At 67.4% G+C, this 23,855-nt stretch carries 23 protein-coding genes and 1 pseudogene; 7 read left to right on the plus strand and 17 right to left on the minus strand.

Annotated elements, in window-relative coordinates; genetic code table 11:
* Positions 1-8: 8 nt before the first annotated feature.
* The 7 genes and pseudogenes from QZM15_RS17305 to QZM15_RS17335 form a co-directional block, all read right to left on the minus strand.
* Positions 9-992: a YkgJ family cysteine cluster protein gene (locus QZM15_RS17305; RefSeq protein ID WP_302106874.1), complete on the minus strand. Its 984-nt coding sequence runs from the start codon at positions 990-992 to the stop codon at positions 9-11.
* A complete protein-coding gene (locus QZM15_RS17310) occupies positions 986-1,798 on the minus strand; it encodes a MetQ/NlpA family lipoprotein (protein WP_226221586.1) in 813 nt (270 codons plus the stop codon). Before QZM15_RS17310 ends, QZM15_RS17305 begins: the two co-directional genes overlap by 7 nt.
* Positions 1,795-2,844 (minus strand): formylglycine-generating enzyme family protein, encoded by a 1,050-nt coding sequence (locus QZM15_RS17315; RefSeq protein WP_302106875.1) that lies wholly within the window; start codon positions 2,842-2,844, stop codon positions 1,795-1,797. The genes QZM15_RS17310 and QZM15_RS17315 overlap by 4 nt, the downstream gene beginning before the upstream one ends.
* 15 nt (positions 2,845-2,859) lie before the next feature.
* Complete coding sequence (locus QZM15_RS17320; RefSeq protein ID WP_302106876.1) at positions 2,860-4,809, minus strand: arylsulfatase; 1,950 nt, start codon at positions 4,807-4,809, stop codon at positions 2,860-2,862.
* A gap of 291 nt (positions 4,810-5,100) precedes the next feature.
* The gene (locus QZM15_RS17325) at positions 5,101-5,412 is read right to left on the minus strand and encodes a hypothetical protein (RefSeq protein ID WP_302106877.1); all 312 of its coding nucleotides are present in this window, start codon (positions 5,410-5,412) and stop codon (positions 5,101-5,103) included.
* Between the two features lies 1 nt (position 5,413).
* A complete protein-coding gene (locus QZM15_RS17330; protein WP_302106878.1) occupies positions 5,414-6,121 on the minus strand; it encodes a hypothetical protein in 708 nt (235 codons plus the stop codon).
* 262 nt (positions 6,122-6,383) lie between these two features.
* Positions 6,384-6,551: pseudogene (locus tag QZM15_RS17335) on the minus strand (EamA family transporter); the annotation flags it as partial.
* A gap of 118 nt (positions 6,552-6,669) precedes the next feature.
* On the opposite strand from QZM15_RS17335, the gene QZM15_RS17340 reads away from it, so the two are divergent.
* Positions 6,670-7,293 carry a hypothetical protein gene (locus QZM15_RS17340; protein WP_302106879.1) on the plus strand — a complete coding sequence of 208 codons (624 nt, stop codon included), beginning with the start codon at positions 6,670-6,672 and terminating at the stop codon, positions 7,291-7,293.
* Entirely contained in the window at positions 7,290-7,493 is a 204-nt protein-coding gene (locus QZM15_RS17345) for a hypothetical protein (RefSeq protein ID WP_302106880.1), read from the plus strand. The genes QZM15_RS17340 and QZM15_RS17345 overlap by 4 nt, the downstream gene beginning before the upstream one ends.
* A 122-nt stretch (positions 7,494-7,615) precedes the next feature.
* Here QZM15_RS17345 and QZM15_RS17350 read toward each other — a convergent pair whose 3' ends face one another.
* Positions 7,616-8,545, minus strand: coding sequence for a LysR family transcriptional regulator (locus QZM15_RS17350; RefSeq protein WP_059579950.1), 930 nt, complete (start codon positions 8,543-8,545; stop codon positions 7,616-7,618).
* Between the two features lie 131 nt (positions 8,546-8,676).
* Here QZM15_RS17350 and QZM15_RS17355 point away from each other — a divergent pair, with 131 nt between their 5' ends.
* Positions 8,677-9,696 (plus strand): NAD(P)-dependent alcohol dehydrogenase, encoded by a 1,020-nt coding sequence (locus QZM15_RS17355; RefSeq protein ID WP_302106881.1) that lies wholly within the window; start codon positions 8,677-8,679, stop codon positions 9,694-9,696.
* A 72-nt stretch (positions 9,697-9,768) separates the two neighbouring features.
* Here QZM15_RS17355 and QZM15_RS17360 read toward each other — a convergent pair whose 3' ends face one another.
* The 3 genes from QZM15_RS17360 to QZM15_RS17370 form a co-directional block, all read right to left on the minus strand.
* Positions 9,769-10,953: a porin gene (locus tag QZM15_RS17360; protein ID WP_124862914.1), complete on the minus strand. Its 1,185-nt coding sequence runs from the start codon at positions 10,951-10,953 to the stop codon at positions 9,769-9,771.
* 136 nt (positions 10,954-11,089) lie between these two features.
* A complete protein-coding gene (locus tag QZM15_RS17365) occupies positions 11,090-11,872 on the minus strand; it encodes an ABC transporter substrate-binding protein (protein ID WP_302106882.1) in 783 nt (260 codons plus the stop codon).
* A 50-nt stretch (positions 11,873-11,922) separates the two neighbouring features.
* Positions 11,923-13,092 (minus strand): M20 aminoacylase family protein, encoded by a 1,170-nt coding sequence (locus tag QZM15_RS17370; RefSeq protein WP_302106883.1) that lies wholly within the window; start codon positions 13,090-13,092, stop codon positions 11,923-11,925.
* Between the two features lie 135 nt (positions 13,093-13,227).
* Between QZM15_RS17370 and QZM15_RS17375 the strand changes: the two genes are divergently transcribed.
* The 4 genes from QZM15_RS17375 to QZM15_RS17390 all read left to right on the plus strand — a co-directional run bounded on the left by QZM15_RS17375 (position 13,228) and on the right by QZM15_RS17390 (position 17,085).
* Positions 13,228-14,187 (plus strand): LysR substrate-binding domain-containing protein, encoded by a 960-nt coding sequence (locus tag QZM15_RS17375; protein WP_302106884.1) that lies wholly within the window; start codon positions 13,228-13,230, stop codon positions 14,185-14,187.
* A gap of 154 nt (positions 14,188-14,341) precedes the next feature.
* Complete coding sequence (locus QZM15_RS17380; protein WP_011694564.1) at positions 14,342-14,632, plus strand: co-chaperone GroES; 291 nt, start codon at positions 14,342-14,344, stop codon at positions 14,630-14,632.
* A 12-nt stretch (positions 14,633-14,644) separates the two neighbouring features.
* Positions 14,645-16,285, plus strand: coding sequence for a chaperonin GroEL (gene groL, locus QZM15_RS17385; protein ID WP_059579935.1), 1,641 nt, complete (start codon positions 14,645-14,647; stop codon positions 16,283-16,285).
* A 185-nt stretch (positions 16,286-16,470) separates the two neighbouring features.
* Positions 16,471-17,085: a LysE family translocator gene (locus tag QZM15_RS17390; RefSeq protein WP_060967952.1), complete on the plus strand. Its 615-nt coding sequence runs from the start codon at positions 16,471-16,473 to the stop codon at positions 17,083-17,085.
* Positions 17,086-17,350: 265 nt separating this feature from the next.
* Here the strand turns inward: QZM15_RS17390 and QZM15_RS17395 are convergent, their stop codons facing one another.
* From QZM15_RS17395 to QZM15_RS17420, 6 genes are all read right to left on the minus strand, one after another.
* Positions 17,351-19,351, minus strand: a complete 2,001-nt coding sequence (locus QZM15_RS17395) for a family 2A encapsulin nanocompartment cargo protein cysteine desulfurase (protein WP_302106885.1) — start codon at positions 19,349-19,351, stop codon at positions 17,351-17,353.
* Positions 19,326-20,258: a family 2A encapsulin nanocompartment shell protein gene (locus QZM15_RS17400; RefSeq protein ID WP_006479760.1), complete on the minus strand. Its 933-nt coding sequence runs from the start codon at positions 20,256-20,258 to the stop codon at positions 19,326-19,328. The genes QZM15_RS17395 and QZM15_RS17400 overlap by 26 nt, the downstream gene beginning before the upstream one ends.
* Before the next feature lie 137 nt (positions 20,259-20,395).
* Positions 20,396-20,617, minus strand: coding sequence for a helix-turn-helix domain-containing protein (locus QZM15_RS17405; protein ID WP_011356215.1), 222 nt, complete (start codon positions 20,615-20,617; stop codon positions 20,396-20,398).
* 8 nt (positions 20,618-20,625) lie between these two features.
* Positions 20,626-21,564 (minus strand): serine O-acetyltransferase EpsC, encoded by a 939-nt coding sequence (gene epsC / locus QZM15_RS17410; protein WP_059579927.1) that lies wholly within the window; start codon positions 21,562-21,564, stop codon positions 20,626-20,628.
* A 28-nt stretch (positions 21,565-21,592) separates the two neighbouring features.
* Positions 21,593-22,063: a rhodanese-like domain-containing protein gene (locus QZM15_RS17415; protein WP_302106886.1), complete on the minus strand. Its 471-nt coding sequence runs from the start codon at positions 22,061-22,063 to the stop codon at positions 21,593-21,595.
* A 371-nt stretch (positions 22,064-22,434) separates the two neighbouring features.
* Positions 22,435-23,835 (minus strand): amidase family protein, encoded by a 1,401-nt coding sequence (locus QZM15_RS17420; RefSeq protein ID WP_302106887.1) that lies wholly within the window; start codon positions 23,833-23,835, stop codon positions 22,435-22,437.
* Positions 23,836-23,855: the final 20 nt, after the last annotated feature.

Here is a 23,855-nt window from a genome sequence, read left to right on the forward strand (position 1 = left end):
CGCGATCGTCAGGCGGCGAGCGAATCGGTGTCGACGCGATCGTCGAGCCACGCGTCGATGCGCGGCGCGTCCTCATGCGTTGCGGCTGCCGGAGCCGGCATGGCCGCAAGCGCGCGTCGCGCCCGTTCCAGCGCCTGCGCGAAGCCGCGCAATTCGCTCGTCGCCGGCCGGTCGTCGGCTCGTCGGCGCGCGAGCGCCGCTTCGATGCGGGTGCCGATCAATGCGAGTTGAGCATCGATCAAGTCGATGCACAGTGCGCGACAACGTGCGGAAACCGGTGCGACGGCCAGCAACACCGGCACGATCGACACGGTCAGGTAGCCGCCGGGCGCAAGCCGCGACAGCGCATGACGCACGTCGTGCCCGCCGTCGGTCAACGATGCGAACACGGCGTCGCGCCACACCGCACGCTCGAACACGAGCGCATCGCGATGCGCGTCGAGCGCCGCACGATCCGCGACCTGCCCGGCCGTCACCAGCGGAATCGGAAACGCCCGCTCGCGGGCGGATTGCCCGCTTCCCGCCTCGACGATGCAGTTCGCGCCCAGCCACGCCGCATCGTCGCGCCGTGCCACGAGCACGCGCGACTGCAACCGGTCGGGCAGCATCGGATCGAGCGGCACCGCGCGGCAGATCGACGGCTTGTTCGCGTGCACGCCGCAACGGCCGTCGTCGGCGAGCGCCGCGCAGCGGCCCAGCGACGGATAGTCGTAGCCTTGCAGCGTCAGTGCGAGCCATTCGCCATGCACGCCGCCGCGGTGGAACAACCGGTCGGCCAGCGCATCGGCGGCCGCGACGTCGGCCGCATCGAGCGCATGCTCGCGCCCGCCAGCCTGCCAGCGTTCGCCGATCCGCCGCTTCGGCACGCGGCGAATCGTCAACGCGCCGACGAAGCGATGCCGATGCCGGAACAGCTCGCGCAACGACAACGTGGGCGCGCTGTTGCAGCAGCGTCCGCACGCGTTGCACGCGAGCAGCCAGGTGTCTACCACGGCCGCCGCACCGAATCCTGGTAGCGCGTGAGGATGAAGCGCGCGACGTCGTCCGAGTGATACGCGGCGACGAGCTGCGCGACCCACGGCTTCGCGCGATCGGCGTCGCGCACCGTCAGCACGTTCGCATACGGCGAGCGGGCGTCCTCGAGGCTGATGCTGTCGCGCGCCGGCTGCAGCCCGAAGCGGGCCGCGTCGTCGCTGTCGATCGCGACGAACGCGGCCGTGTCGAGCGCCGCGTAAAGCCGGTCGCGGCGCAGCGCGACGAATTTGAGCCCGAGCCGGTTGCCCGTCACGTCGCGCAACGTCGCATGCAGGCCGGCTTTTTCGCGCAGCGTCACCAGCGTGTCGTTCTGCAGCAGCACGAGCGCGCGCGCCAACCCGCGCGGATCGGCGGGAAGCGCGACCGTCGCGCCGGGTTGCAGTTCGTTCAGGCGCTTCAGCTTGCGCGAATAGAACGCCATCGGCAGCGTGACCGTCGGCGCGACTTCGGTCAGCGCATAGCGCTTGCGCGCACGCGTCGCGGCAAGCTGTTGCGCATCCTCGAAGCTGGCCGCGTCGATGCGCCCGTCGGCCAGCGCCGTGTCGATGCGCGACGCATCGTCGAATTCGACGACGTCGACGCTCAACCCACGCGCGGCCGCCACCCGCTTCACTTCGTCGAGAATCTGCGCATGCACGCCGCGCGTGACGCCCACGCGCACGGCCGGAGCGGCGGCTTCGGCGGCTATCGCCGCGCCGTGATGCACGACGCCACATGCGGCCAGCAGCCAGGCCGCCACCCAACGCCCGATGCGCGTCGTCATGACGCGTCCCTCAGGATCGTGCGGAAGCCGATATGCGACGCGCCGAGATCGGCTTCCTGCTGTTCGCGCGACGATGCGCGATAGCGCACGCAGTAATCGCGCGAGCACAGGAACGAGCCGCCCTTGATGACCATCGGCGTATCGTGCCGGTGCGTCGGCGGGGCGACGGCTGCCGTGTCGCCGTTCGTGTGCGACTGATGCGGGCCCGTGTACGCGTCCTTCGTCCATTCCCATGCGTTGCCGATCATGTCGTAAAGACGAAAGCCGTTCGCCGCATAGCAGCCGACCGGCGCCAGCCCCGCATGGCCGTCCTCGGCCGAGTCGAGCACCGGAAACGCGCCCTGCCAGTAGTTCGCGGCCGGCTTGCCGTGCGCATCGCGCGGCGCCGCATCGAGCGATGCGTCGTCGCGGCCGGCCTTGCCCGCGTATTCCCATTCGGCCTCGGTCGGCAGGTCGCGGCCGAGCCAGTGCGCATACGCGAGCGCATCGCGCTGCGTGACGAGCGTCACCGGCAGGTTGCCGAGCCCGTCCACGTTGCTGCCGGGCCCGCGCGGATGCCGCCACGACGCGCCCTTCACCCACGACCACCACGCGAGGTCGCGCGCATTCAACTCGTCGCGCGTCGGCACATGGAACACCGCCGCGCCGCCCTGCTGCTCGGCCTCGGTCACGTAACCGGTCGCCTGCACGAATGCCGCGAACTGCGCGATCGTCACGTCGGTCTGGTCGATCCAGAAGCCGCCGACACGCGCGCGCCCGTCGCCCGCCGGACGCTCGTCCGCATAGCCGCGCGTGCTGCCGAACACGAACGCGCCGCCGCGCAGATGCACCATTCCGGCCTTCGGATCGTCGCGCCACTTCGCGGGCAGCCCCGAATAGCGTTCGCACGCGCGCTCTGAACCGAGCGGCGCGAGCGCGCGGCCGCGATTCAGATCGTCGAACGCGTCGCCTGCCGGCGCCGCCGGATTCGCATAGCCCGCCGCGAACGCGGCGGCGAACAGCGTGGCGGCCAGCGCCGCGCCGATCGTCCAGAAACGCAACCGCATCGTGTCGCCCCGCGATCAGTAATAGCCGCGCGGACGCAGCGGCTCGACGCCGCCGACGTTGCTCATGTAGGCCTTCCACTGGTCGACGAGCGTGCCGATCACCGACGGGTTCTGCGCGGACACGTCGGTCGTCTCGCCGCGATCCGACGCGAGGTCGTACAGTTGCCAGTGACCGTCGAGCGGCCCGAGCGGCGGCTCGGTCCACAGCGCCTTCCAGCGGCCGTCGGCGCTGCGCAGGTACGCGCGGCCGTACGCTTCGTCGCCGAACGGCGTCGTGTGCACCTCGCCCGTTGCCGAGCCGGTCAGCACCGGCAGCAGCGACTGGCCGGTGACCGGATACACGTAGCGGTTGTTGTAAACGACCTTGCCCTTGTTCTGGTCGACGCCCGTCAGCGTGTTGACGAGCGGCGGCGCCGGCTGCGACGGCGGCGTGACGCCCGCGACCGCGAGGAACGTCGCCGTGTTGTCGGTCACGTGCGTGAACGCGCGCAGCGTCGGCAACGGCTGCGACTGGCCCGGCAGGTGCACGATCGTCGGCGTCGATACGCCGCCTTCGCCCGAATAGCCCTTCGTGAGCCGGAACGGCGCCGCGCTCACTTCGGCCCAGCGCAGCCCGTACTGCAGACGCTGCGCATTCTGCTTGCCGTTGTCGGTGCCGAGCGCCGAATAGGCCGGCTCCTGCGCGTTCGCGGTATCGGTTGCGGTCGGGTCCGCGCCGGAATCGATCGGCCAGCCTTCCGCGCCGTTGTCCGACTGGAACATGATGAACGTGTTGTCGTATTCTCCGATGTCCTTCAGATGCTGGATCAGGAGTCCGATGTTGTAGTCGAGGTTCTCGACCATCCCCGCGTAGATCTCCATGTAGCGCGCCTGCGCCTTCCGCTCGGCCGGCGACAGGCTCGACCACAGCTTGTCGACCTTGCCGGTGCCGTAGTCGCTGTAGCCGTCCGCGGCCGAATGTACCGCGCTGATGTACTTCGCGTTCGCGGTGCCGTTGTTCGCGGTCGCGGGCGATGCCGTCGTCGCCTCGGGCAGCCCGTCGAACGGCTTGAAATCGGCCGGAATCAGGCCGAGCGCCTTCTGTCGCGCGATCCGCGCGTTGCGGATCGCATCGTAGCCGGCGTCGTACACGCCCGCGTATTTGTGCAGCCACGGATCGGGCACCTGCAGCGGCCAGTGCGGCGACGTATAGGCCGCGTACGCGAAGAACGGCTTGCCGTCCTGCCTGTTCGCATCGATGTACGAGATCAGCTTCTGCGTATAGAAATCGGTCGAATAGAACACGGCCGGGCTGCCGCCCGCGCCGCCCGGCTGCCCGGGCTGGCCCGGCTGCACATAGCGGCCGTCTTCCGTGTAGTTCGACGAGCCGGCCGGCTCGTGCGCGAAGTGGTTCGTCGCCGCGCCGCCGAGCAGCACGTAGCTGCGCTCGAAGCCCCACTGGTCGGGCGTCTGCCCGCTGCCCGTCGCACTGCCGACGATTCCCGAGCCGATGTGCCACTTGCCCGCGATATAGGTGTGATAGCCGGCGTCCTTCAGCAATTGCGCGAACGACAGCGAGCGATCGTTCAGGTAGCCCTCGTAGCCGGGCAGGCCGCGCCGCTCGTCGGTCGGCACGCCCATCGTGCCTTCGCCGACGAGATGGTGATCGGTGCCCGACACCAGCATCGCGCGCGTGATCGCGCAGACGGTGCCCGTGTGATGGTTCGACAGGATGCGGCCCGATGCGACGAGTGCGTCGAGGTTCGGCGTATTGATCTCGCCGCCGAATGCGTGGATGTCTGAATAGCCGAGATCGTCGGCCATGATGTACAGGATGTTCGGGCGCTTGGCCGACGGCGTCGCGCTGGCCTGCGGCGGCGGATTGCTGTCGACGCCGCCGCACGACGCGAGCGACACCGCGCCGGCAATCGCGGCGCAGACGACACGGAAACGAACGGCATGCAACGGCGACGCGGACTTTTTCATTTTTGTTGACGCTCGAGCTACGGGAGCGGCGATCTTAGCGTTGCTCGCGCGGCGCCCAAAGTCGGATTCGTCACATGCTAACGGGGTGCGGGAATATGTAAGGTGGCCAGTATTCCGCCACTCGCACGACGATCGATTCGCCGCGTCAGGTTGAATCACGTCGCATCAGCTTCGGGCGAATCGTGATTGCGGCGGACGTTTGTCCGGCACCGCGCCTTTTACGGGGACGTCCGCGCTTCTTCTCGTCGTAGACCATCACGACGGCATGATGCAGGCGCCCCACCCCAATTCTCAGTCGGTGTCCGGGCGCTGAACGGGGGACCAGTCGATGGAACCTGACTCTGCGAACTTGAGCCGTTCGCGCAATTCCGGATGTACACCCGCCTGCATCAGCAGCGCCATGCCGCCCAATCGCCGCGCGTCCTCATCGGTAATCGGGCACCCGTCGTTCGGTTCGGCATGCGGCGGAATCGTGACGGCGACACCTGCATTCATTTCGCGGTCAAGAACGGCCTGCACGTCGCGGCGAAACACCGTGCACAGCGTAACCTGTTCCGTCTCCTCGTCGTAAAACACGATGGTGGCGCGTCTCGGTTTGCTCATGTCACATTCCTCTACAAGTCTGGAATTTTTCGAAAGCACGTTGCCTGCACAGTGCGTAGGTCCTGGGGTCTTTATACATCGCGCCAGCGGCCGCACACATTTCCATGTCGATTTCGTATCGTGCGAAACACTGTTCCTCTTGAAACGCGTCGACAGCCGCCATGGTCATGGCGTCGCCCCACGGTGAGTCGTCGAGCGAGAACGGTGTCGCGTCGCTGAGCAGCGCGCTATCAACCCGTACGGACGAGAGGTCGGCAGGTCCCCTGCCTGTGCCAGCTATGATGCTCTCCAGGTATCGTATCAACTCATCAGCCGATACATCGCTCGGCCGTGCCCAGCTCGGGATTGGCTTGTCCGCAGACCGCGATGCCATTGGTGCCACTCTATCGAACCGGTTCCCACGAGGGAAAGGGGGCGTGGACCGCTGACCACCAGAAGCGCCGCCATTCACCGCCACGCGCTCGATCTCGACGGCGACCCGCCCATCTTCGATGGCAGACCTGAGCACGTCGAGCGGTGCACCACGAACGGCACCAAGGCCCAACTGCCGCACGTACATCACCGCATTCGTCGTCAGGCCTGCATACTTCGGCCAGTGAAGCATCAGTTCGGAGATCGCGGCGCGCTGACCGGCCAACAACGTCCCACGTCCCGCGCGCGTCAGCGTCGCGCGCTTTCCCGAACCCAATTCGATTGCGATTGAAGCCATTCGAAACCCCGGCGTTACCGTCGGGAGAATCTACTTTTCGCAACACGACGTCACAAGCTCGCGGTTTTCATGGAACACGCAAAACGCCGCGCTCGGCGGGACTGACGGCTCGCATTGTTTCCCCGAGACATGCCGCCGAGGCGCTGCGGCTCGCTGTTTGGCGCCAGCAGACGCCCGCATTCCGGATGTGTGCACGTATGTGCGCCCTGCGTCGGAAACCTTTAAATTCTGTTACCTGCCCCAGGTAGTCCCTGTAGTTCGCTCAATACCGCATCACCCGATATAGACCGGCGGCCGCGAGCGCCATGCCCCAGCACGCGAGCCCGCCGCTCTTCTCGCCGAGCACGACGAGCGCGATCAACGCGGTGGCGCGCGGTATCGGGAAAAACAGCGCCGACACACACGACGTGTCGCCGTAGCGCACCAACGCGCTCCATACGCTTGCCATCCTTGGCGCGAAAACGTTAGAAAAAGTCTCATGACGGCCAACAAGATCTGCAAAACTACACCGATCGTGGCAATAGCGAAGGTTACCGCGACCGGTCGGCATGCCAGCATCAGCGCTACCCGGCACGATGGGCGGGATATCACCGGCGCAATCACCCGATCTAAACTCGATCGATCTGCTCGACAACCTGCTAGAGTTGCCGGTCAATCTGGAGAAAGGGATATGCAAGAATTGCACGACTTATCCCGAGAAAGTCCAGCTGTCGAAATGTCCGAGTTTTTCCGCAGCCTTCCATGCAAACATGACCGCGTTGCACATGCCCGCTCCAACCACGCTGTTCGCAACGCTACAAACGTCCATCGTCAGCGTTGCCGCGATGATGGATGTCTTGAAAACATTAGGTGCGGATGCAACGGTCGGTGAACTGATTGGCGCCACGACGAAGTTGGAAGGCGTCACCATCGGCAGTTCGATTCTTGCCAGCATCTACCTGGGCGCAGTCATTGGCAGCTTGATGGTCGCAACCGATGCGTCATTGGCATGCGGAGTCGGCAAGCGAGGAATCAATATGTCTTTGGCGGTCGCTCGATGGGGCACACGTTACGGACTCGCGATTCACCCATGGGTCATGGCTCAAATTCTGCGCCATCCCGAAGTGCTTGCACCAGGCTCGCACAGCTATCTCGGCCTGAAGGCGAGCACTGCGATCCGGGGTGCGCAATGAAGTGGCTTGCAGACCGATTGCTTCTCATCGTCACGGCACTGATCGCCACGGCCGTAGGCTGGGCGATCATCAGCGTGACAGGCGAATGGTTTCCGATCCTGATGACGGTGACCGCGTTCGCTTCACTGTGGATCGAAAACTCGCGGCTGCGCAAGCTGCTCGAACAAAACGGCATCGATCCGCGACGACGCAAGCGCTAATCGCCCGAAAAAAGCGGCTTGCCAGCTTTTCCCCACTCGGTTCTGCCGTCTATGCGAGACGCGCGCGAGCGCGATGCGCATCCAACCAGATTACTGCGTCGTCATCGGAGAATCGGCCGCCGTCATGCGCGCTCCCCATTCGCGTCGTCCGACGCCAGCATCCGCGGAATCTCGTCGACCAGCGCATCGACGACCACCCGCACCTTCGACGGCACGTGGCGCGCAGCCGGCCGCACCGCGAACACCTCGGCGCCCGACACGCTGTCGCTGTCCATCACGAGCGCGAGACGGCCGTCGCGCACGTACGGCGCCATCAGCCAGCACGGCAGCCACGCGAGGCCCGCACCGGCGGCGGCCGCGTCTGCGATCGCCTGCAGGTCGTCTAACCGCAGGCGGCCGGCCGCGCGATGGTCGTGCACCGCGCCGTCCGCGCCGATGATCCGCCACGGCGCCGGCTGTCCGCCGCGCGAATACGCGATGCCGACGTGCGACGCGAGTTCGGTGAGCCCCGCTGGCCGGCCGTGACGCGCGAGATACGCGGGCGATGCGCAGATGCCCATGCGCTGCACGCCGAGCTTGCGGCCGACCAGCGCGCTCGTATCGGCCAGTTCGCCGATGCGCACCGCCAGGTCGAAACCGTCGTTGACGAGGTCGGCCACGCGATCGCTGAACGACACGTCGATTTCGAGCCGCGGATGACGCTCGACGAGGCGCCGCACGACGGGCGCCACGCATTGCCGCCCGAACAGCACGGGCACGCTGATGCGCACGCGCCCGACCGGCTCGCGGCGGCCCGCGTCGAGCGCGGCCTCCGTCTCGCCGAGTTCGGCGAGCAGCCGCCGGCACTGCTCGTAATAGACGTGCCCTTCGTCGGTCAGGCCGAGCTGGCGCGTCGTACGCTGCAGCAGCCTCGCGCCGAGACGCTGTTCGAGCCGCGCGACGATCTTCGCGACCGCCGAGCGCGTCATGCCGAGGCGCAGCGCCGCCGCCGCGAAGCTGCCCGATTCCACCACGTCGACGAATTCGGCGACGCCTCTGAGCCGTTCGTCCATGTCGTTCCGCTCCGATGAAATGGGATGACAGGGTTGTTTCCGCACCGGCGACAATCGTTGGCCGAATTCTCGCCAATGCGTCCCCGGGCGCGACACTATGATAGTCCCGACTATCTCGAAAAGGAGCCGACATGCATGCATGGCAAATCAAACCGGGCGACGGCATTGCCGGGCTCGGTCGCGTCGATGCGACGGAACATCCGGTCGGGCCGACCGACGTCGTCGTGAAGATCCACTCGGCCGCGCTGAATTATCGCGACCTGATGTTCGCGCGCGGCGACTATCTCGGCATCGGAAAGGACGCGCTGATCCCGGTCGCCGACGGCGCCGGCGAAGTCGTCGAGACCGGCCGCGACGTCACGCGCTTCAAGCCGGGCGACCGCGTGATCAATACCTATTTCCCGCGCTGGATCGACGGGCCGCCGACGCCGTACAAAGTATCGGGCTCGCCCGGCGCGCAATTCGACGGCGTGCTGGCCGAACGGTTCGTCGCCGACGAAACGGCGCTGGTCGCGATTCCCGCGCATCTCGACTACGACAAGGCGGCGACGTTGTCGTGTGCGGGCGTCACCGCGTGGAACGCGCTGTTCGTCGACGGCGGGCTGGCACCGGGCGCGACCGTCGTGCTGCTCGGCACCGGCGGCGTGTCGATCATCGCGCTGCAGCTCGCGCAGGCGGCCGGGCTGCGCACGATCGTGACCTCGTCGAGCGACGCGAAGCTCGAACACGCCCGCGCACTCGGTGCGAACGCAACGATCAACTATCGCGCGAAACCCGAATGGCAAAACGAAGTGCTGCGGCTCACCGGCGGCGCCGGCGCGGATCTGGTCGTCGAAGTCGGCGGCCGCGACACGCTACCGCGCTCGGTCGCCGCAACGAAGCTGGGCGGCCTCGTATCGGTGATCGGCGGACTCAGCAGCTTCGGCGGCCCGGAACTCGCTCTATTGCCGCTGATCGGCGGCTTCCGGCGGCTGCACGGCTTCATGGTCGGCAGCCGCACGATGCTCGACGACGTCGTGCGGCTCGTCGACGCGAAACGGATCGAGCCGGTGGTCGATCGCGTGTTCGGCTTCGACGAAGCGCCGCAGGCGTATGCGTACCTGGAGTCGGGGCAGCACTTCGGCAAGGTCGTGATTCGCGTCGCTCAATGAGCGACGCGAGATGCACGGGCGGCGAGCGACGGACGGCCTCGTGCCGCGCTCGCCGCTTCCCGGATCACCTCGTCAGAACTTGTGACGAATCCCGGCATGCACCATCAATTGCTTCGACGTCGACGACAGATCCGCCGCACCGGGAATGTAAGCCTGGTCGAGCGACGAGCCGGTCGCGTCGCCCGCCACGCGCTGGTATGCGCCCATCAGGTACACGTCCGTGCGCTTCGACAGGTTGTAGTCCGCCATCAGCCCGATCGAATGGATCTTCGGTTTCGCGGAGCCCGTCGTCGCGTCATAGCGCACTGTCGTGTACACGTACTGCGCACCGACGAACAGCGCCGGCGTGAACTGATACTTGCCGTTCACTTCGAAGTTCTGGTACTTGATCGACGTGACCGTGCCGCCCGCGAGCGGGCCCGTCACCGGCTCGATCGTTTCGTCGCCGAACAGGTAGCCGACGTTCGCGCCCGGCCGCGTGACGTTGCTGTTCGTGTAAGCGAAGCCGACCGTCGCGGGCCCCGCCGTGTAGTTGATGCCCGCGCCGAAGATCCGCAACCGCGCCGACGCGAAATTGGCATCGGCGCCGACCGACCCCGAACCGGCGATCGCACCGCCCGACGTCGCACCCGGGTTGTCCGCGTTGAGAAACGCCGCGCCGACGAGCAGGCCGCCGTGCTCGTACTGCGCGCCGACGCTCCATTGCCGGTTGTTCGCGAAGCCCGCGTCGTTGCTGAAGCTGTACGTGCCGCCGAACGAAAAGCCGGAAAAATCCGGGCTCGCGTACTTGACCGTGTTGTTCACGCGAAACGTGTTGCCGGTATTGTCGTTGTCGAACGGATGCGCGAACGGATAGACGCCCCAACTGCCGTTCGCGGTGGTCGGCGCGAGATAGTCGACGAGCGCGTCGTACTGCCGGCCGAGCGTCAGCGTGCCGAACCGTGCGCTGCCGAGCCCGACGTACGCCTGCCGCCCGAACATGCGACCGCCCTGCGCGAGGGTGCCGCTGTTGACGTTGAAACCGTTCTCGATCTGGAACAGCGCGCTGTAGCCGCCGCCGAGGTCCTCGGTGCCCTTCAGCCCCCAGCGGCTACCCTGTGCGAAGCCGCTCGCCATCTGCCACGCGCCGTGCCCGCCGACGTTGTTCGTATAGTCGATACCCGCATCGACGAGGCCGTAAAGCGTGACGCTGCCTTGCGCGAACGCAGGCGCCGCGCACAGCGCCGGAATCGCGACGAAAACGAATCTCCATTTCATTATATGTAATCCTTATCGATATGATTTATCGTGGCGAGCCGGCGGTTCATGGTCCGCCGCTCGCACAGGTGCGATGCTGCTTCCGTTTCCGGTGCGCGGCTCGCCGTGCACCATCCCCTCGTGCCGGTCCCGCGCGCTACTTCGCGCCGTAGATGTCGAAGTCGAAGTACTTCCGGTTGATCCGTTGGTACGTGCCGTTCGCGAGAATCGTCGCGAGCGCGCGGTTGAATGCCTCGCGCAGGTCATTGTCCTGCTTGCGCAGCCCGAGTCCGTCGCCCTGCCCGAAGTACTTCACGTCGTCGATCGCCTGGCCGACGAACGCGAAATCCTTCCCCTGCGGCTTCTTCAGGAAACCGTCGCTGGCCGCGATCGCCGCCTGGAATGCCGCGTCGAGCCGGCCCGTCACGAGATCGGCGTAGACCTGGTCCTGGTTCTGATACGACACGATCTGCACGCCGGCCGGCTGCCAGTTCGCAATCGCGTAATCGGCCTGCGCGGAACCCTGCTCGACACCTACCCGCTTGCCCTTCAGCGCAGCGGCCGTCGGCAGCAGCGGCGAACCCTTGCGCGCGATCAGCCGCGCGGGCGCGTTCGAGATCCGGTTCGTGAACGCGATCTGCTGCATCCGCTTCGGCGTGATCGTCATCGACGATGCGATCACGTCGAACTTGCGGGCGAGCAGCCCGGGGATCATCCCGTCGAAGCTCGACTCGACCCACACGCAGCGCGCACGCAACTCCGCGCACAACGCGTTCGTGATGTCGATCCCGAAGCCCGTCAGCGCGCCGTCGGGCAGCTTGTATTCGAGCGGCGGATAAGTCGGATCGACCGCGAGACGAATCTCCTTGCCCGCCCAGTCGCCCGCCTGCGCCGTTCCTGCCGCCAGCGCCACCGCGAGCGCCGCCATCCATGTCTTCATTGCCAGTCTCCTTGCGTGTGTGAATCGTCGATCGAAAGCGTGCGGGCGCCTCAGGCGAGGTAGCGCTCCGCCAGCGCAATCCAGTAGCTCGCGCCGATGGCGACGCATGCGTCGTTGAAGTCGTAACCCGGGTGATGCAGCCCGCAACCGCCGACACCGTCGCCGTTGCCGATCGACAGGTAGCTGCCGGGGCACGCTTCGAGCATGAACGCGAAATCCTCGCTGGCCGCGATCGGCTTCAGGTGCGGAATCAGCGCCGCATCGCCGCCCCATTCGCGGGCGACGTCGCGCGCGAACGCGGTCTCCGCCGCGTGATTGACCAGCACCGGATAGTCGTGGCGGTAATCGATCTCGGCCGTCGCGCCGTAACTCGCGGCCTGCCCGTGCACGATCTCGCGAATGCGCGTTTCGAGCAGCGCGCGCACGTCGGGCGAAAGCGCTCGCACGCTGAGCGCGAGCTCCGCATGCGCGGGAATCACGTTCGATGCCGTGCCCGCATGAATCGACCCGGCCGTGACGATGGCCAGATCCTGCGGATTGACGTTGCGCGACACGACGCTTTGCAGCGCCATCACGATCGACGCGCATACGACCACGGGATCGACCGTCAGGTGCGGCGCCGCGCCATGCCCGCCGCGCCCGGTCACACGCACGCGCACCTCGTCGGCCGACGCCATCGCCGGGCCGTCGCAGAAGCCGAGCACGCCGGCCGGCAGGCCCGGCACGTTGTGCATCGCGAACACCGCGTCGCAGGGAAAGCGCACGAACAGCCCGTCGTCGATCATTCGCTTCGCGCCGCCGAGCCCTTCCTCCGCCGGCTGGAAGATCAGGTTCAGCGTACCCGTGAAGCGTGCACGTTCCGCCAGACAGCGCGCGGCCGCGAGCAACATCGTCGTATGGCCGTCGTGACCGCACGCGTGCATCACGCCGTCGTGCCGGCTCGCATGCGGCAGCCCGGTGGCCTCGCGAATCGGCAGCGCGTCCATGTCGGCGCGCAGCCCGAGCCGCTTCCCGGCGCCGCGCGTGAGCGTGCCGACCACGCCGGTGCCGCCGAGCCCGCGCGTTACCCGATAACCCCACGTTGTCAGATGCTCGGCCAGGAGATCGCTCGTCGCATGCTCGTCGAAACCCAGCTCCGGATGCGCGTGCAGCCGGCGCCGCAGCGCGATCATCTCCGCCTCGATCGCCGCCATTTCCGGCTGAATGGATGAATGGTCCAACCCGATTCTCCTCGATGCATTCCGGTTGCCGATCGCCCGAATGACCGATCGTGCCCTAATCGTAGGTAGCGAAAATCCCGTCGAACAGCCGCGGTTTCGTTATGATGACAACCTTTCGTTGTCGGGTATCGCACCATGAGCACGATCAAGCTGCATCAGTTACAGGCGCTCGTCGCCAGCGCGGAGGCCGGAAGCATTCGCGGCGCGGCACGCTCGCTCGGGCTGTCGCAGGCGGCCGTCACGCGTGCGCTGCGCGAGCTGGAGGCGAGCGAGCGCCTGCCGCTGCTCGTGCGCGCGCCGGAGGGGATCGGCTTCACCGACTACGGCAAGACGCTGCTCACGCACGCGAGGCTCGTGCTGAAACAGCTCGAACACGCGCAGAGCGATCTCGAACGCATGCGCGGCCGCGTCGAGGGCCGACTGAGCATCGGTGTCACGCCGTGGCTCACGATGACGTTCCTCGCGGAAGCGGTGCTGCGATTTCGCGAGCACATGCCCGACGTGCGGCTCGAACTCTACGACGCGCTGATGGCCGTCGCGCAGCCGCTGCTGCGCGACGGCAGCATGGATTTCGCGCTCGGGCACGTGCAGCCGGGCGGCACGCAGGAATTCGCATGCGAGCCGATGTTGCGCTACGAGACGTCGGTCATGGTGCGCGCCGGCCATCCGCTCGAACGCGCGCGGTCGATCCACGACCTGCTCGACAACGACTGGGTGCTGAACTTCGCGGCCGACGGGCAGGCCGCGCTCGTCGACTATCTGTTCACGCGCCACGGCGCCCGGATCGACGAGCGGCGCATCGTCCGCGCGCAGTCGGTCGCGATGTTGCAGACGATGCTCGAACAGGCCGACATGTGCACGTGGTGCCCGACGATACTCGCGGCCGTGCCGCCGTCCGGCGACCGGATGCGCGCGTTGTCGCTGAAGGAGAAGTTCGAACCGCGCGAGCTCGGCATCGTCACGCGCCGCAGCAGCACGCTCAGCGACGCCGCGCGCTGCTTCATCGATTGCCTGCTGCATGTCATCCGCCGGCACGCGCGATCCGCGCGCAAGGAGGACCTCGCGCTGTTCAAGACGGTGTCGCTGCTGATCTGACGGCCTGCACCGGCTGCTGTTCGTCCATAGCGCATTCGCGCAAATGCTTTTCGAAATCCGTTATTGGATCGCGTCGCCACGCGTTTTTATACTCGTCAGCACTCTCTGCCAAAGAGTGCCAGCCAATTTCGACAGAACCGCACAGGACGAACCAATGAGCCTACGCCCCTTGCACGATCGCGTGATCGTGAAGCGACTCGATCAGGAAACCACCACCGCGTCGGGCATCGTGATCCCCGACAGCGCCGCCGAAAAGCCCGATCAGGGCGAAGTCATCGCCGTGGGCCCCGGCCGCAAGGACACGGACGGCCAGCGCATCGTGCCCGACCTTCAGGTCGGCGAGCGCGTGCTGTTCGGCAAGTACGCGGGGCAAGCCGTCAAGGTGGACGGCAACGAGTTTCTCGTGCTGCGCGAGGAAGACATCGTCGCGGTCGTCAATCAATAACGGAGCGCAATCATGGCAGCCAAGGAAATCATTTTCAGCGACATCGCCCGGTCGAAGCTGACCGAAGGCGTGAACATCCTCGCGAACGCGGTGAAGGTCACGCTCGGGCCGAAGGGCCGCAACGTCGTGCTCGAACGCAGCTTCGGCGCGCCCGTCGTCACGAAGGACGGCGTGTCGGTCGCGAAGGAAATCGAACTCGCGGACAAGCTGCAGAACATCGGAGCCCAGCTCGTGAAGGAAGTCGCGTCGCGCACCAGCGATGCGGCCGGCGACGGCACGACGACGGCCACCGTGCTCGCGCAGGCGATCGTCCGCGAAGGCCAGAAATACGTGGCGGCCGGGCTCAATCCGCTCGACCTGAAGCGCGGCATCGACAAGGCCGTCGCATCGGCCGTCGACGAACTGAAGAAGATCAGCAAGCCGACCACCACCAGCAAGGAAATCGCCCAGGTCGCGACGATCTCCGCGAACGGCGAGGAATCGATCGGCCAGCGCATCGCCGAGGCCATCGACCGCGTCGGCAAGGAAGGCGTGATCACCGTCGAGGACGGCAAGTCGCTCGCCGACGAGCTCGACGTCGTCGAAGGGCTGCAGTTCGACCGCGGCTACCTGTCGCCGTACTTCATCAACAATCCGGACAAGCAGATCGCCGAGATCGAAAACCCGTACATCCTGCTGCACGACAAGAAGATCTCGAACATCCGCGACCTGCTGCCGGTGCTCGAACAGGTCGCCAAGTCGGGCCGGCCGCTGCTGATCATCGCCGAAGACGTCGAAGGCGAAGCACTCGCGACGCTCGTCGTGAACAACATCCGCGGGATCCTGAAGACGGTCGCGGTCAAGGCGCCGGGCTTCGGCGATCGCCGCAAGGCGCTGCTCGAGGACATCGCGATCCTGACCGGCGGTCAAGTCATCGCGGAAGAAACCGGCCTGACGCTCGAGAAGGCAACGCTGGCAGAACTGGGCCAGGCGAAGCGCATCGAGGTCGGCAAGGAAAACACCACGGTGATCGACGGCGCGGGCGATGCGAAGAACATCGAGGCGCGCGTGAAGCAGATCCGCGTGCAGATCGACGAGGCGACCTCCGACTACGACCGCGAGAAGCTGCAGGAACGCGTCGCGAAGCTCGCGGGCGGCGTGGCGGTGATCAAGGTCGGCGGTGCGACCGAAATCGAGGTGAAGGAGAAGAAGGACCGCGTCGACGACGCGCTGCACGCCACGCGCGCGGCCGTCGAGGAAGGCATCGTGCCGGGCGGCGGCGTCGCGCTGATCCGCGTGCGGCAGGCGATCCGCGAACTGAAGGGCGCGAACGCCGATCAGGACGCGGGCATCAAGATCGTGCTGCGCGCGCTCGAGGAACCGCTGCGCCAGATCGTCACGAATGCGGGCGAGGAAGCGAGCGTCGTCGTCGCGAAGGTCGCCGAAGGCACGGGCAACTTCGGGTACAACGCGCAGACGGGCGAGTACGGCGACCTCGTCGAATCGGGCGTGCTCGATCCGACCAAGGTCACGCGCACCGCGCTGCAGAACGCGGCGTCGGTGGCCGGGCTGCTGCTGACGACGGATGCGACCGTGTTCGAAGCGCCGAAGGACGCGGCGCCGGCCGCCGCGCCGGGCGGCCCGGGTGCGGGCGGGCCGGGGTTCGATTTCTGACGACGCGGCAGCGTGCGCGCCGGTTTGTCGGCGTGCGCGCGGTTGGGCAGAATCCTGCAACAACGCGTGGCGACGGAAGTCGTCACGCGTTGTTTGCTTTGGCGCCACGGAATGCCGGGTTCGACGGAGCCGCCTGCCGCGCTCGGGTAAGATCAAGATCCGTTCCGCCACGCCGCTTCCGCCCCATGTCGCCCATCGCCAACACCCTGCTGCCGCTCGCCGGCGTCCTGCTGCTGAGCGTCGCCAGCCCGGGCCCCAACTTCGTGATCGTCACCTCCACCGCGGTCGCGTCGCGTCGCGCCGGCGTGATGACGGGGCTCGGCCTGGCCGCGGCGTCCGGCACCTGGGCCGCGATCGCGATCGGCGGGTTGAGCCTGCTCGTCACGCACGTCGCATGGGTTCACACCGCACTGCGGCTGGCGGGCGCCGCGTACCTGATCTGGCTCGGCCTGAAGATGATCGCGACCGCGCGCAAGCCGCTGCCCGTTTCCGCGCCGGCCGCGATGTCCGACTGGCACGCGGCGAGAAAGGGCTACGTCGTCAGCATGACGAACCCGAAATCCGTCGCGTTCTACGGCAGCATCTTCGCGCTGATGGTGCCGGCCCACGCGCCGGCGTGGCTCGATCTGTCGGTCGTCGTGCTGTCGGTCGCGATCTCGGCCGCGTGGTATTGCACGATGGCGCTGCTCGCGTCGCACCCGTCGGTGCGCCGGCTGCTGGTCCGGCGCAAGGCCGTGCTCGATACGGCGGCCGGGCTGTTGCTGATAGGGGTCGGCGGGCGGATGCTGGCCGGACGTTGATTCGCTGCGTATTTGTCCGTTTCGAATGCTCGCCGTTCACCTGCCATGCCGCCCCGGCGGGCATTCCCGCGCACGCCTGAACACGAGGTCGATACGGTCGTCGCGCATCGCAACGCGTGCGTTCGATCACGGGCATGCTGCGCGACGGATTCAACGTCGAGAAGAAGCCGGTCGTGCGCTTCTGAGCGGGTAGCATGAAAACGCTTGCGGCGGCCCGCGAAGGCCGCCGCAAGTGGACAACATCGGCGCAACGAGAACGACGACGTCAACGTCGCGCCGCCAGTCTCCTGACGACACTCACCAGCGCATCGACTTCGTCGCACGTGTTGTAGAACGCGAGCGACGGCCGCACCGTGGCCTCGAGCCCGAAACGCCGCAGAATCGGTTGCGCGCAGTGGTGCCCCGAGCGCACCGCGATGCCCTCTTCGTTCAGCGCCTGCCCGACTTCCTCGGTTTCATAGCCCTTCAGCACGAACGACAGCACGCTCGCCTTGTCGCGCGCGGTGCCGACGAGCCGCACGCCCGGCACCGGCGCGAGCACGCTCGTCGCATACGCGAGCAGATCGTGCTCGTAGCGCGCGATGTTCTCGATGCCGACGCGGTTCACGTAATCGAGCGCGGCACCCAGCCCCACCGCATCCGCGATGTTGCCGGTACCGGCTTCGAAGCGGTTCGGCGGCGGCTGGAACACCGTGCGCTCGAACGTCACGTCCGCGATCATGTTGCCGCCGCCCTGCCACGGCGGCATGTCGTCGAGGATCGCGCGCTTGCCGTACACGACGCCGATCCCGGTCGGCCCGTAGATCTTGTGCCCGGAGAACACGAAGAAATCCGCATCGAGCGCCTGCACGTCCACCCGCATGTGCGAGATCGACTGCGCGCCGTCGACCAGCGCCTTCGCGCCCGCGCGATGCGCGAGCTCGACGATCTCCTTCACCGGCACGACCGTGCCGAGCGCGTTCGACACCTGCGTGACGGACACGATCTTCGTGCGATCGTTGAGCAGCTTCCGGTATTCGTCGAGCAGTACCTGCCCCGAATCGTCGACCGGAATCACGCGCAGCTTCGCGCCTTTCTGCGCGGCAAGCTGCTGCCACGGCACGATGTTCGCGTGATGCTCGAGATGCGACACGACGATCTCGTCGCCTTCGCCGACGTTCTGCACGCCCCACGTCTTCGCGATCAGGTTGATCGCCTCGGTCGTGCCGCGCACGAACACGATCTCGTCGGGCGACGATGCGCCGATGAAGTGCTGCACCGTTTCCCGCGCATGCTCGTACGCATCCGTCGCGCGGCCGGCCAGTGCGTGGGCCGCGCGGTGGATGTTCGAGTTCTCGTGTGCGTAGAAGTACGCGAGGCGGTCGATCACGGCCTGCGGCTTGTGCGTCGTCGCCGCGTTGTCGAACCAGACGAGCTGCTTGCCGTTCACGCGCTCCTGAAGGATCGGGAAATCGCGGCGGATCGCGTTCACGTCGAACGGCGGGTGGGCGCCGCGATACGGCTGGCCCTGCGGCTCGGCCGCCTGCGCGTCGTCGATGAAGTAGCGCGGCACGTCGGCCCCCGACCCACGCGACACCGGCACGTCGCGACGCACGGCGAGCAGTTCGCGCAGCGCGTCGTCGCCCGGCAACCCGAACGCTTCCGGCGACGCGAGGCCGTTCGACGGCACGACGATGTCCTGCGGCGTCGCCTGCCAGCCCTGCAGCGAACCGTCGGTGAAGTAGTACGGCGACGCCTTCGTCGCGCCTTCCGGTGCGGCCGCGTTCACCTGCGGCACGCCGAGCGCCGCGCCGCCGACCCGCGGTTCGAGCGCGGGCGCGATCGACACGGCGTTGTCGGGCAGCCCGTTCTGCGCGGCCGCATGCGGCGCGAGCGCGGGTGCGCGGTTGCCGAGCGACAACACATGCGTCGGCGCGGACGGCGCGAGGTTCGCGCCCGGTACCTTGCCTTGCGGCAGCGCGAGCCCCGGCACGCCGGTGCCCGCTCCGCCCGGGCCTGCAAGCGGAGAGCCGCCCGGCACCGGGTTGCTGACCGACGCGAGTATCGGCGCCGCCGCCGGCAATGCCGACGGCACGCCGCCGACCGCGCCGCTGCCCGCCGACAGCCCGGGCGCGGTGGCCTGCCCGGGCGGCGTCGCGAAGAACTCGGACGCGAGCCGCGCGAGCGTCGCCGGATCGGGCAACCCGGCCGGCAGCGGCGCGTGCGGCAACGCGTGCGCGTCGCCGGCGGCCGCGCCGGGATTAACGATAGGTGTCGGGATAGTCATGGAACTTGGCGATTTCGACGTCATCGAGGACAGCCAGCGCATCCGGCGAATGGACCGCGAGCGAGCAATACAGCGAGATCAGGTACGACGCGATCGCCTGGTTGTTGATCCCCATGAAGCGCACCGACAGGCCCGGCCCCTGCTCGCCCGCGACGCCCGGCTGATACAGGCCGACGACGCCCTGACGCTTGTCGCCGACGCGCAGCAGCAGGATCTTGGTCTTGCCGTCCGCGACCGGCACCTTGTCCGACGGGATCAGCGGAATGCCGCGCCACGTGAGGAACTGCGAGCCGAACAGGCTGACCGTCGGCGGCGGCACGCCGCGCCGCGTGCATTCGCGGCCGAACGCGGCGATCGCGAGCGGGTGCGTGAGGAAGAACGCCGGCTCCTTCCACACCTTCGTCAGCAGCTCGTCGAGATCGTCCGGCGTCGGCGCGCCCGTCAGCGGGAAGATCCGCTGTTCGTCGGTCACGTTCGCGAGCAGCCCGTAATCGGGATTGTTGATCAGCTGGCTTTCCTGCAGCTCCTTGATCGTCTCGATCGTCAGGCGCAGCTGTTCCTTGATCTGGTCGTGAGGACTGCTGTAAAGATCGGAGATCCGCGTATGCACGTCGAGCACCGTGCTCACCGCGTTCAGGAAGTATTCGCGCGGCTGTTCCTCGTACGGCACGAAGGTCTGCGGCAGCACGCTTTCGTCCTCGAGCTGCGTGCACGCGGCGCGCACGGCTTCCGGGTTCTTCACCTGGTTCAGCCGATAGATGCCGGCCTCGACCGGCACCCATTGCAGCAGATGGGTCAGCCAGCGCGGCGTGATCGTGGAAAGCTGGGGGACGGTCTTGGTAGCGTTCGCTAGTTGGCGGGCGGCGTGATCGCTCAGCGCGGCCGTGCCGCTTGCAACGGTCGACATGTGTGGCTCCGGGTTCTTAAGATGAAAAACGGGATTGCTTATGACGCTCGGTGATTATCGGAAGCACACCCGTGCCGGCTCAACATGCTATAGCCGTCAGGGGCGTGCAACCGAAGGGGAAACGATGCGGCGCGAGCTCAGGTGACGTACGCGCCCGGCAGCAGCGTCGAGATCGACACGTCGAACGCGCGCGCGATCTTGTCGGCCGTGACGATCGACGCGATCGCCTCGCCGCGCTCGATCTCGCCGACGTACGAGCGGTTCAGCCCCGCATGCTCGGCCAGTTGCTCCTGCGACCACGTGCGCGCCTCGCGCAGCTTGCGCACGTTGGCGCCGAAGTGATGGATGAGGTCGCTCATCGCGCCTCCTAGGCGACGCGCGCCGCCGTGCGCGGCGCGGCATTCGCTTCGCTGCGCAGCACGGCCTGCGTGACGTTTTCGCCGGGCGGCACGTCCTGCGTGAGCCACACGTTGCCGCCGATCACCGCGCCGCGTCCGATCGTCACGCGGCCGAGAATCGTTGCGCCTGCATAGATCACCACGTCGTCCTCGACGATCGGATGGCGGGCCAGCCCTTTCTCCAGATGGCCGGCCGCATCACGCGGGAAGCGCTTCGCGCCGAGCGTGACGGCCTGGTACACGCGCACGCGCTCGCCGATGATCGCCGTCTCGCCGATCACGACGCCCGTGCCGTGATCGATGAAGAAACCCGCGCCGATGCGCGCGCCCGGATGAATGTCGATGCCCGTTTCCGCATGCGCCTGCTCGGCGATGATCCGCGCGAGCAGCGGCAGGCCGAGCCCGTACAGCTCGTGCGCGAGCCGGTGGTGGATCATCGCGAGGATGCCCGGGTAGCACAGCAGCACCTCGTCGACGCTGCCGGCCGCCGGATCGCCGTGGAAGGCGGCCAGCACGTCGCTGTCGAGCAGCCGGCGAATCTCCGGCAGGCGCGCGGCGAATGCCTGCACGGCCTTCGACGCGACTTCGTCGAGGTTGTCGAGCGGCCCGTCGGCATTGCGCTGACGCGCCGCGTAGCGCAATTCGAGCGTCACTTGAGTGAGCAACGCATTCAGCGCCGCGTCGAGCGCGTGGGCCACGTGAAGGTTCTCGCTTTCTTGCCGCAGGTCGGGCGGCCCGAGCCGCATCGGGAACAGCACGCCCTTCAGCGCGCCGACGATCTGCGCGAGTGCCTCGCGCGCCGGCAAATCGCGCCCGCCCGGTTCAAGCGAGCGCCGCTGCTTTTCGCGCCATGCGCGGCGCACCGTCTGCAGCGATTGAACGATGTCGTCGATGTCGAACGCGGCCATGCTGCTTTCTCCCCGTAACGGCCGTGAATCAATCCTGCGCCCAGGGCAGGCCGCGAAAGCGCCAGCCGTTGCGGCCGCCGCGATGCTGCCGGTCGTCGAGGTCGCCCTCGAAGCCTTCGAGCACGTTGAATACCTGCGTGAAACCGCCCTTCGTGGCAGCCTCGGCCGCCTGCGCCGAGCGGTTGCCGCTGCGGCACAGCAACAGCACGACCGCATCCTTGCCGGTCTTTGCTTCCAGCTCGCGCACGAAGCGCGGGTTGCGCGTCAGGCTCGTGCCGGTCGCCCACGGCACGTGCAGCGACTCCGGCACGTAACCGACGAATTTCCGTTCCTCGGCCGTGCGCACGTCCACCAGCAACGCATCGCCCGCCGCGAACAGCGCCCACGCGGCTTGCGGCGCGACGCGGCCCGCGTAGGGCGTGCCGGCCGCCACGGCTGCCGCGCGCGCGTCTTCGAGCGCCTGCTGCGCAGCGGTTCGTTCTTGCAGTTCAACCGTCATGACACTTCCTCGTTCTCGCAGATTCGTATGAACAAAAACACCGGGAATGCGGCCGTCGCAGCTTGCGTGCTGTCTATAGCCGTCAGCGCCACTATGCGAGTGCGGTCGGGGAAGCAGAACCAATAAAAATTCATTTCCTAATCAGCGCCGCGGGGAATGCAATAGCGGACGCGCGCTATCGGCGCGCGGTCAATCGCAGGCTGGAGATGGAGAGCGACGCCGTTCGATGCTGTGCATCGAAGGGGTTTGAAAGAAAGGAGGGGGACGATCGACGCGCATTTCGCGCGTCGTCATGGAATCCGAAATGACACGGGCCACGCGATGCACCGACGAAGCCGCCGAGCCTCGCCGATGCACGCGCCGTCAACACATCACGCCACCGGATCGACCGGCGCGACCGGCGCGCCACGCGCCTCGATATCGCGCCCGGCAAGCAGGCACAGATCCTCGCGATGATGCGTGGCCACCACCTGCACGCCCACCGGCACGCCGTTCACGAGCGACGTCGTGACGGCCAGCCCCGGCAGCCCCATCGCAGGCAGCGCGCGCAACGTGAGCTGCGCTTCCCACACGCGCTCGAACCCGTCCGGCCCTTGCCGGTCGAGATCGTCGGGGAACGGCAGTTCCGCGGAAACAGGCAGCAGCAACACCGCATACTCATCGAGAAACAGCCGCCACTGCCGCGTCAGCGTCGTGCGTCGAACCAGTGCGCGACTGATCACGTCGGCCGGCAGGTCGCGCACCTTGCCGCGCACCGCGGCGATCACCGCGGCCGCGCCCGGATCGCCGTCTTGCTCGACCGCGTTCGCCAGCGCGTCGAACCCGTCGCCCAGCCACAGCTGCTCCTGCAGCAGCGCCGCCTCGCGCATCGGCGGCGTATCGTCGATCTCGTCGACGGTCCAGCCTGCATCGACGAGCCGACGCGCGGCATCGCGCAACGCGGCCTCGACTTCGGGCACGACCTCGAGGCCACGTGGACGCACGCACAACGCCGCGCGCTTCGGCACCGCGCGCCCGTCGAACGGCGCCGCGACGTGCCACGGATCGCGCGCGTCCGGTGCGGAGAACGCCCGCAGCGCGAGCGATAGATCGTCGATCGTGCGCGCGATCGGCCCAGCCGTCGACATCAGTTGCGCGCCGATCGCCCGCTCGGGCGACGACGCATTGAACGCCGGCACGCGGCCGAGCGACGGCCGGATTCCGTGTACGCCGCACGCATAGGCCGGGTAACGCACCGAGCCGCCGATGTCGGTGCCGACCGCGAGCGGGCCGATCCCGGCCGCCACGGCCGCCGCCGCGCCGCCGCTCGATCCGCCCGGCGTCAGCGACGGATTACGCGGATTGCGCGTGCGGCCATGCACGAGATTCGACGTGAACCAGCGCAACGCGAACGTCGGCGAATTGGTGCGGCCGAGCAGCACCCCGCCGGCCTTGCGGATGTTCGCAACCACCGGGCTGTCGGCTTGCGCGATCAGGCTCTCCTGCAAGCGCGTACCGTTGGTCGTCGCGAAGCCGGCCTGGTCGACGTTGATCTTCACGGTGACGGGTACGCCCGCGAGCGGCCCCGGATCGTCGCCGCGCGCGATCGCACGATCGACTTCGTCGGCCTGCCGCCGCACGTCGTCGGGGCGATGCTCGACCACCGCGTTGATCGCCGGATTCACGGCGTCCAGCCGGTCGAGCACGGATTCCGCCACGTCGCGCGCGGATACTTCACGCTGCCGCACGCGTTTCGCGAGTTCGGTTGCCGACAGTTGCCAGAGTTGCGTCATCACTTCTCCTGGTGGAAAGA

Source organism: Burkholderia sp. AU44665, from assembly GCF_030504405.1.
In the GTDB taxonomy this organism is placed as follows: domain Bacteria; phylum Pseudomonadota; class Gammaproteobacteria; order Burkholderiales; family Burkholderiaceae; genus Burkholderia; species Burkholderia semiarida.

Coding starts and splice junctions, on each gene's coding strand:
- QZM15_RS17310 (WP_226221586.1), bottom strand. CDS start 1,798: ATGACGACGCGCATCGGGCGTTGGGTGGCGGCCTGGCTGCTGGCCGCA.
- QZM15_RS17315 (WP_302106875.1), bottom strand. CDS start 2,844: ATGCGGTTGCGTTTCTGGACGATCGGCGCGGCGCTGGCCGCCACGCTG.
- QZM15_RS17320 (WP_302106876.1), bottom strand. CDS start 4,809: ATGAAAAAGTCCGCGTCGCCGTTGCATGCCGTTCGTTTCCGTGTCGTC.
- QZM15_RS17325 (WP_302106877.1), bottom strand. CDS start 5,412: ATGAGCAAACCGAGACGCGCCACCATCGTGTTTTACGACGAGGAGACG.
- QZM15_RS17330 (WP_302106878.1), bottom strand. CDS start 6,121: ATGGCTTCAATCGCAATCGAATTGGGTTCGGGAAAGCGCGCGACGCTG.
- QZM15_RS17340 (WP_302106879.1), top strand. CDS start 6,670: ATGCCAGCATCAGCGCTACCCGGCACGATGGGCGGGATATCACCGGCG.
- QZM15_RS17345 (WP_302106880.1), top strand. CDS start 7,290: ATGAAGTGGCTTGCAGACCGATTGCTTCTCATCGTCACGGCACTGATC.
- QZM15_RS17350 (WP_059579950.1), bottom strand. CDS start 8,545: ATGGACGAACGGCTCAGAGGCGTCGCCGAATTCGTCGACGTGGTGGAA.
- QZM15_RS17355 (WP_302106881.1), top strand. CDS start 8,677: ATGCATGCATGGCAAATCAAACCGGGCGACGGCATTGCCGGGCTCGGT.
- QZM15_RS17360 (WP_124862914.1), bottom strand. CDS start 10,953: ATGAAATGGAGATTCGTTTTCGTCGCGATTCCGGCGCTGTGCGCGGCG.
- QZM15_RS17365 (WP_302106882.1), bottom strand. CDS start 11,872: ATGAAGACATGGATGGCGGCGCTCGCGGTGGCGCTGGCGGCAGGAACG.
- QZM15_RS17375 (WP_302106884.1), top strand. CDS start 13,228: ATGAGCACGATCAAGCTGCATCAGTTACAGGCGCTCGTCGCCAGCGCG.
- QZM15_RS17380 (WP_011694564.1), top strand. CDS start 14,342: ATGAGCCTACGCCCCTTGCACGATCGCGTGATCGTGAAGCGACTCGAT.
- groL (WP_059579935.1), top strand. CDS start 14,645: ATGGCAGCCAAGGAAATCATTTTCAGCGACATCGCCCGGTCGAAGCTG.
- QZM15_RS17390 (WP_060967952.1), top strand. CDS start 16,471: ATGTCGCCCATCGCCAACACCCTGCTGCCGCTCGCCGGCGTCCTGCTG.
- QZM15_RS17395 (WP_302106885.1), bottom strand. CDS start 19,351: ATGACTATCCCGACACCTATCGTTAATCCCGGCGCGGCCGCCGGCGAC.
- QZM15_RS17400 (WP_006479760.1), bottom strand. CDS start 20,258: ATGTCGACCGTTGCAAGCGGCACGGCCGCGCTGAGCGATCACGCCGCC.
- QZM15_RS17405 (WP_011356215.1), bottom strand. CDS start 20,617: ATGAGCGACCTCATCCATCACTTCGGCGCCAACGTGCGCAAGCTGCGC.
- epsC (WP_059579927.1), bottom strand. CDS start 21,564: ATGGCCGCGTTCGACATCGACGACATCGTTCAATCGCTGCAGACGGTG.
- QZM15_RS17415 (WP_302106886.1), bottom strand. CDS start 22,063: ATGACGGTTGAACTGCAAGAACGAACCGCTGCGCAGCAGGCGCTCGAA.
- QZM15_RS17420 (WP_302106887.1), bottom strand. CDS start 23,835: ATGACGCAACTCTGGCAACTGTCGGCAACCGAACTCGCGAAACGCGTG.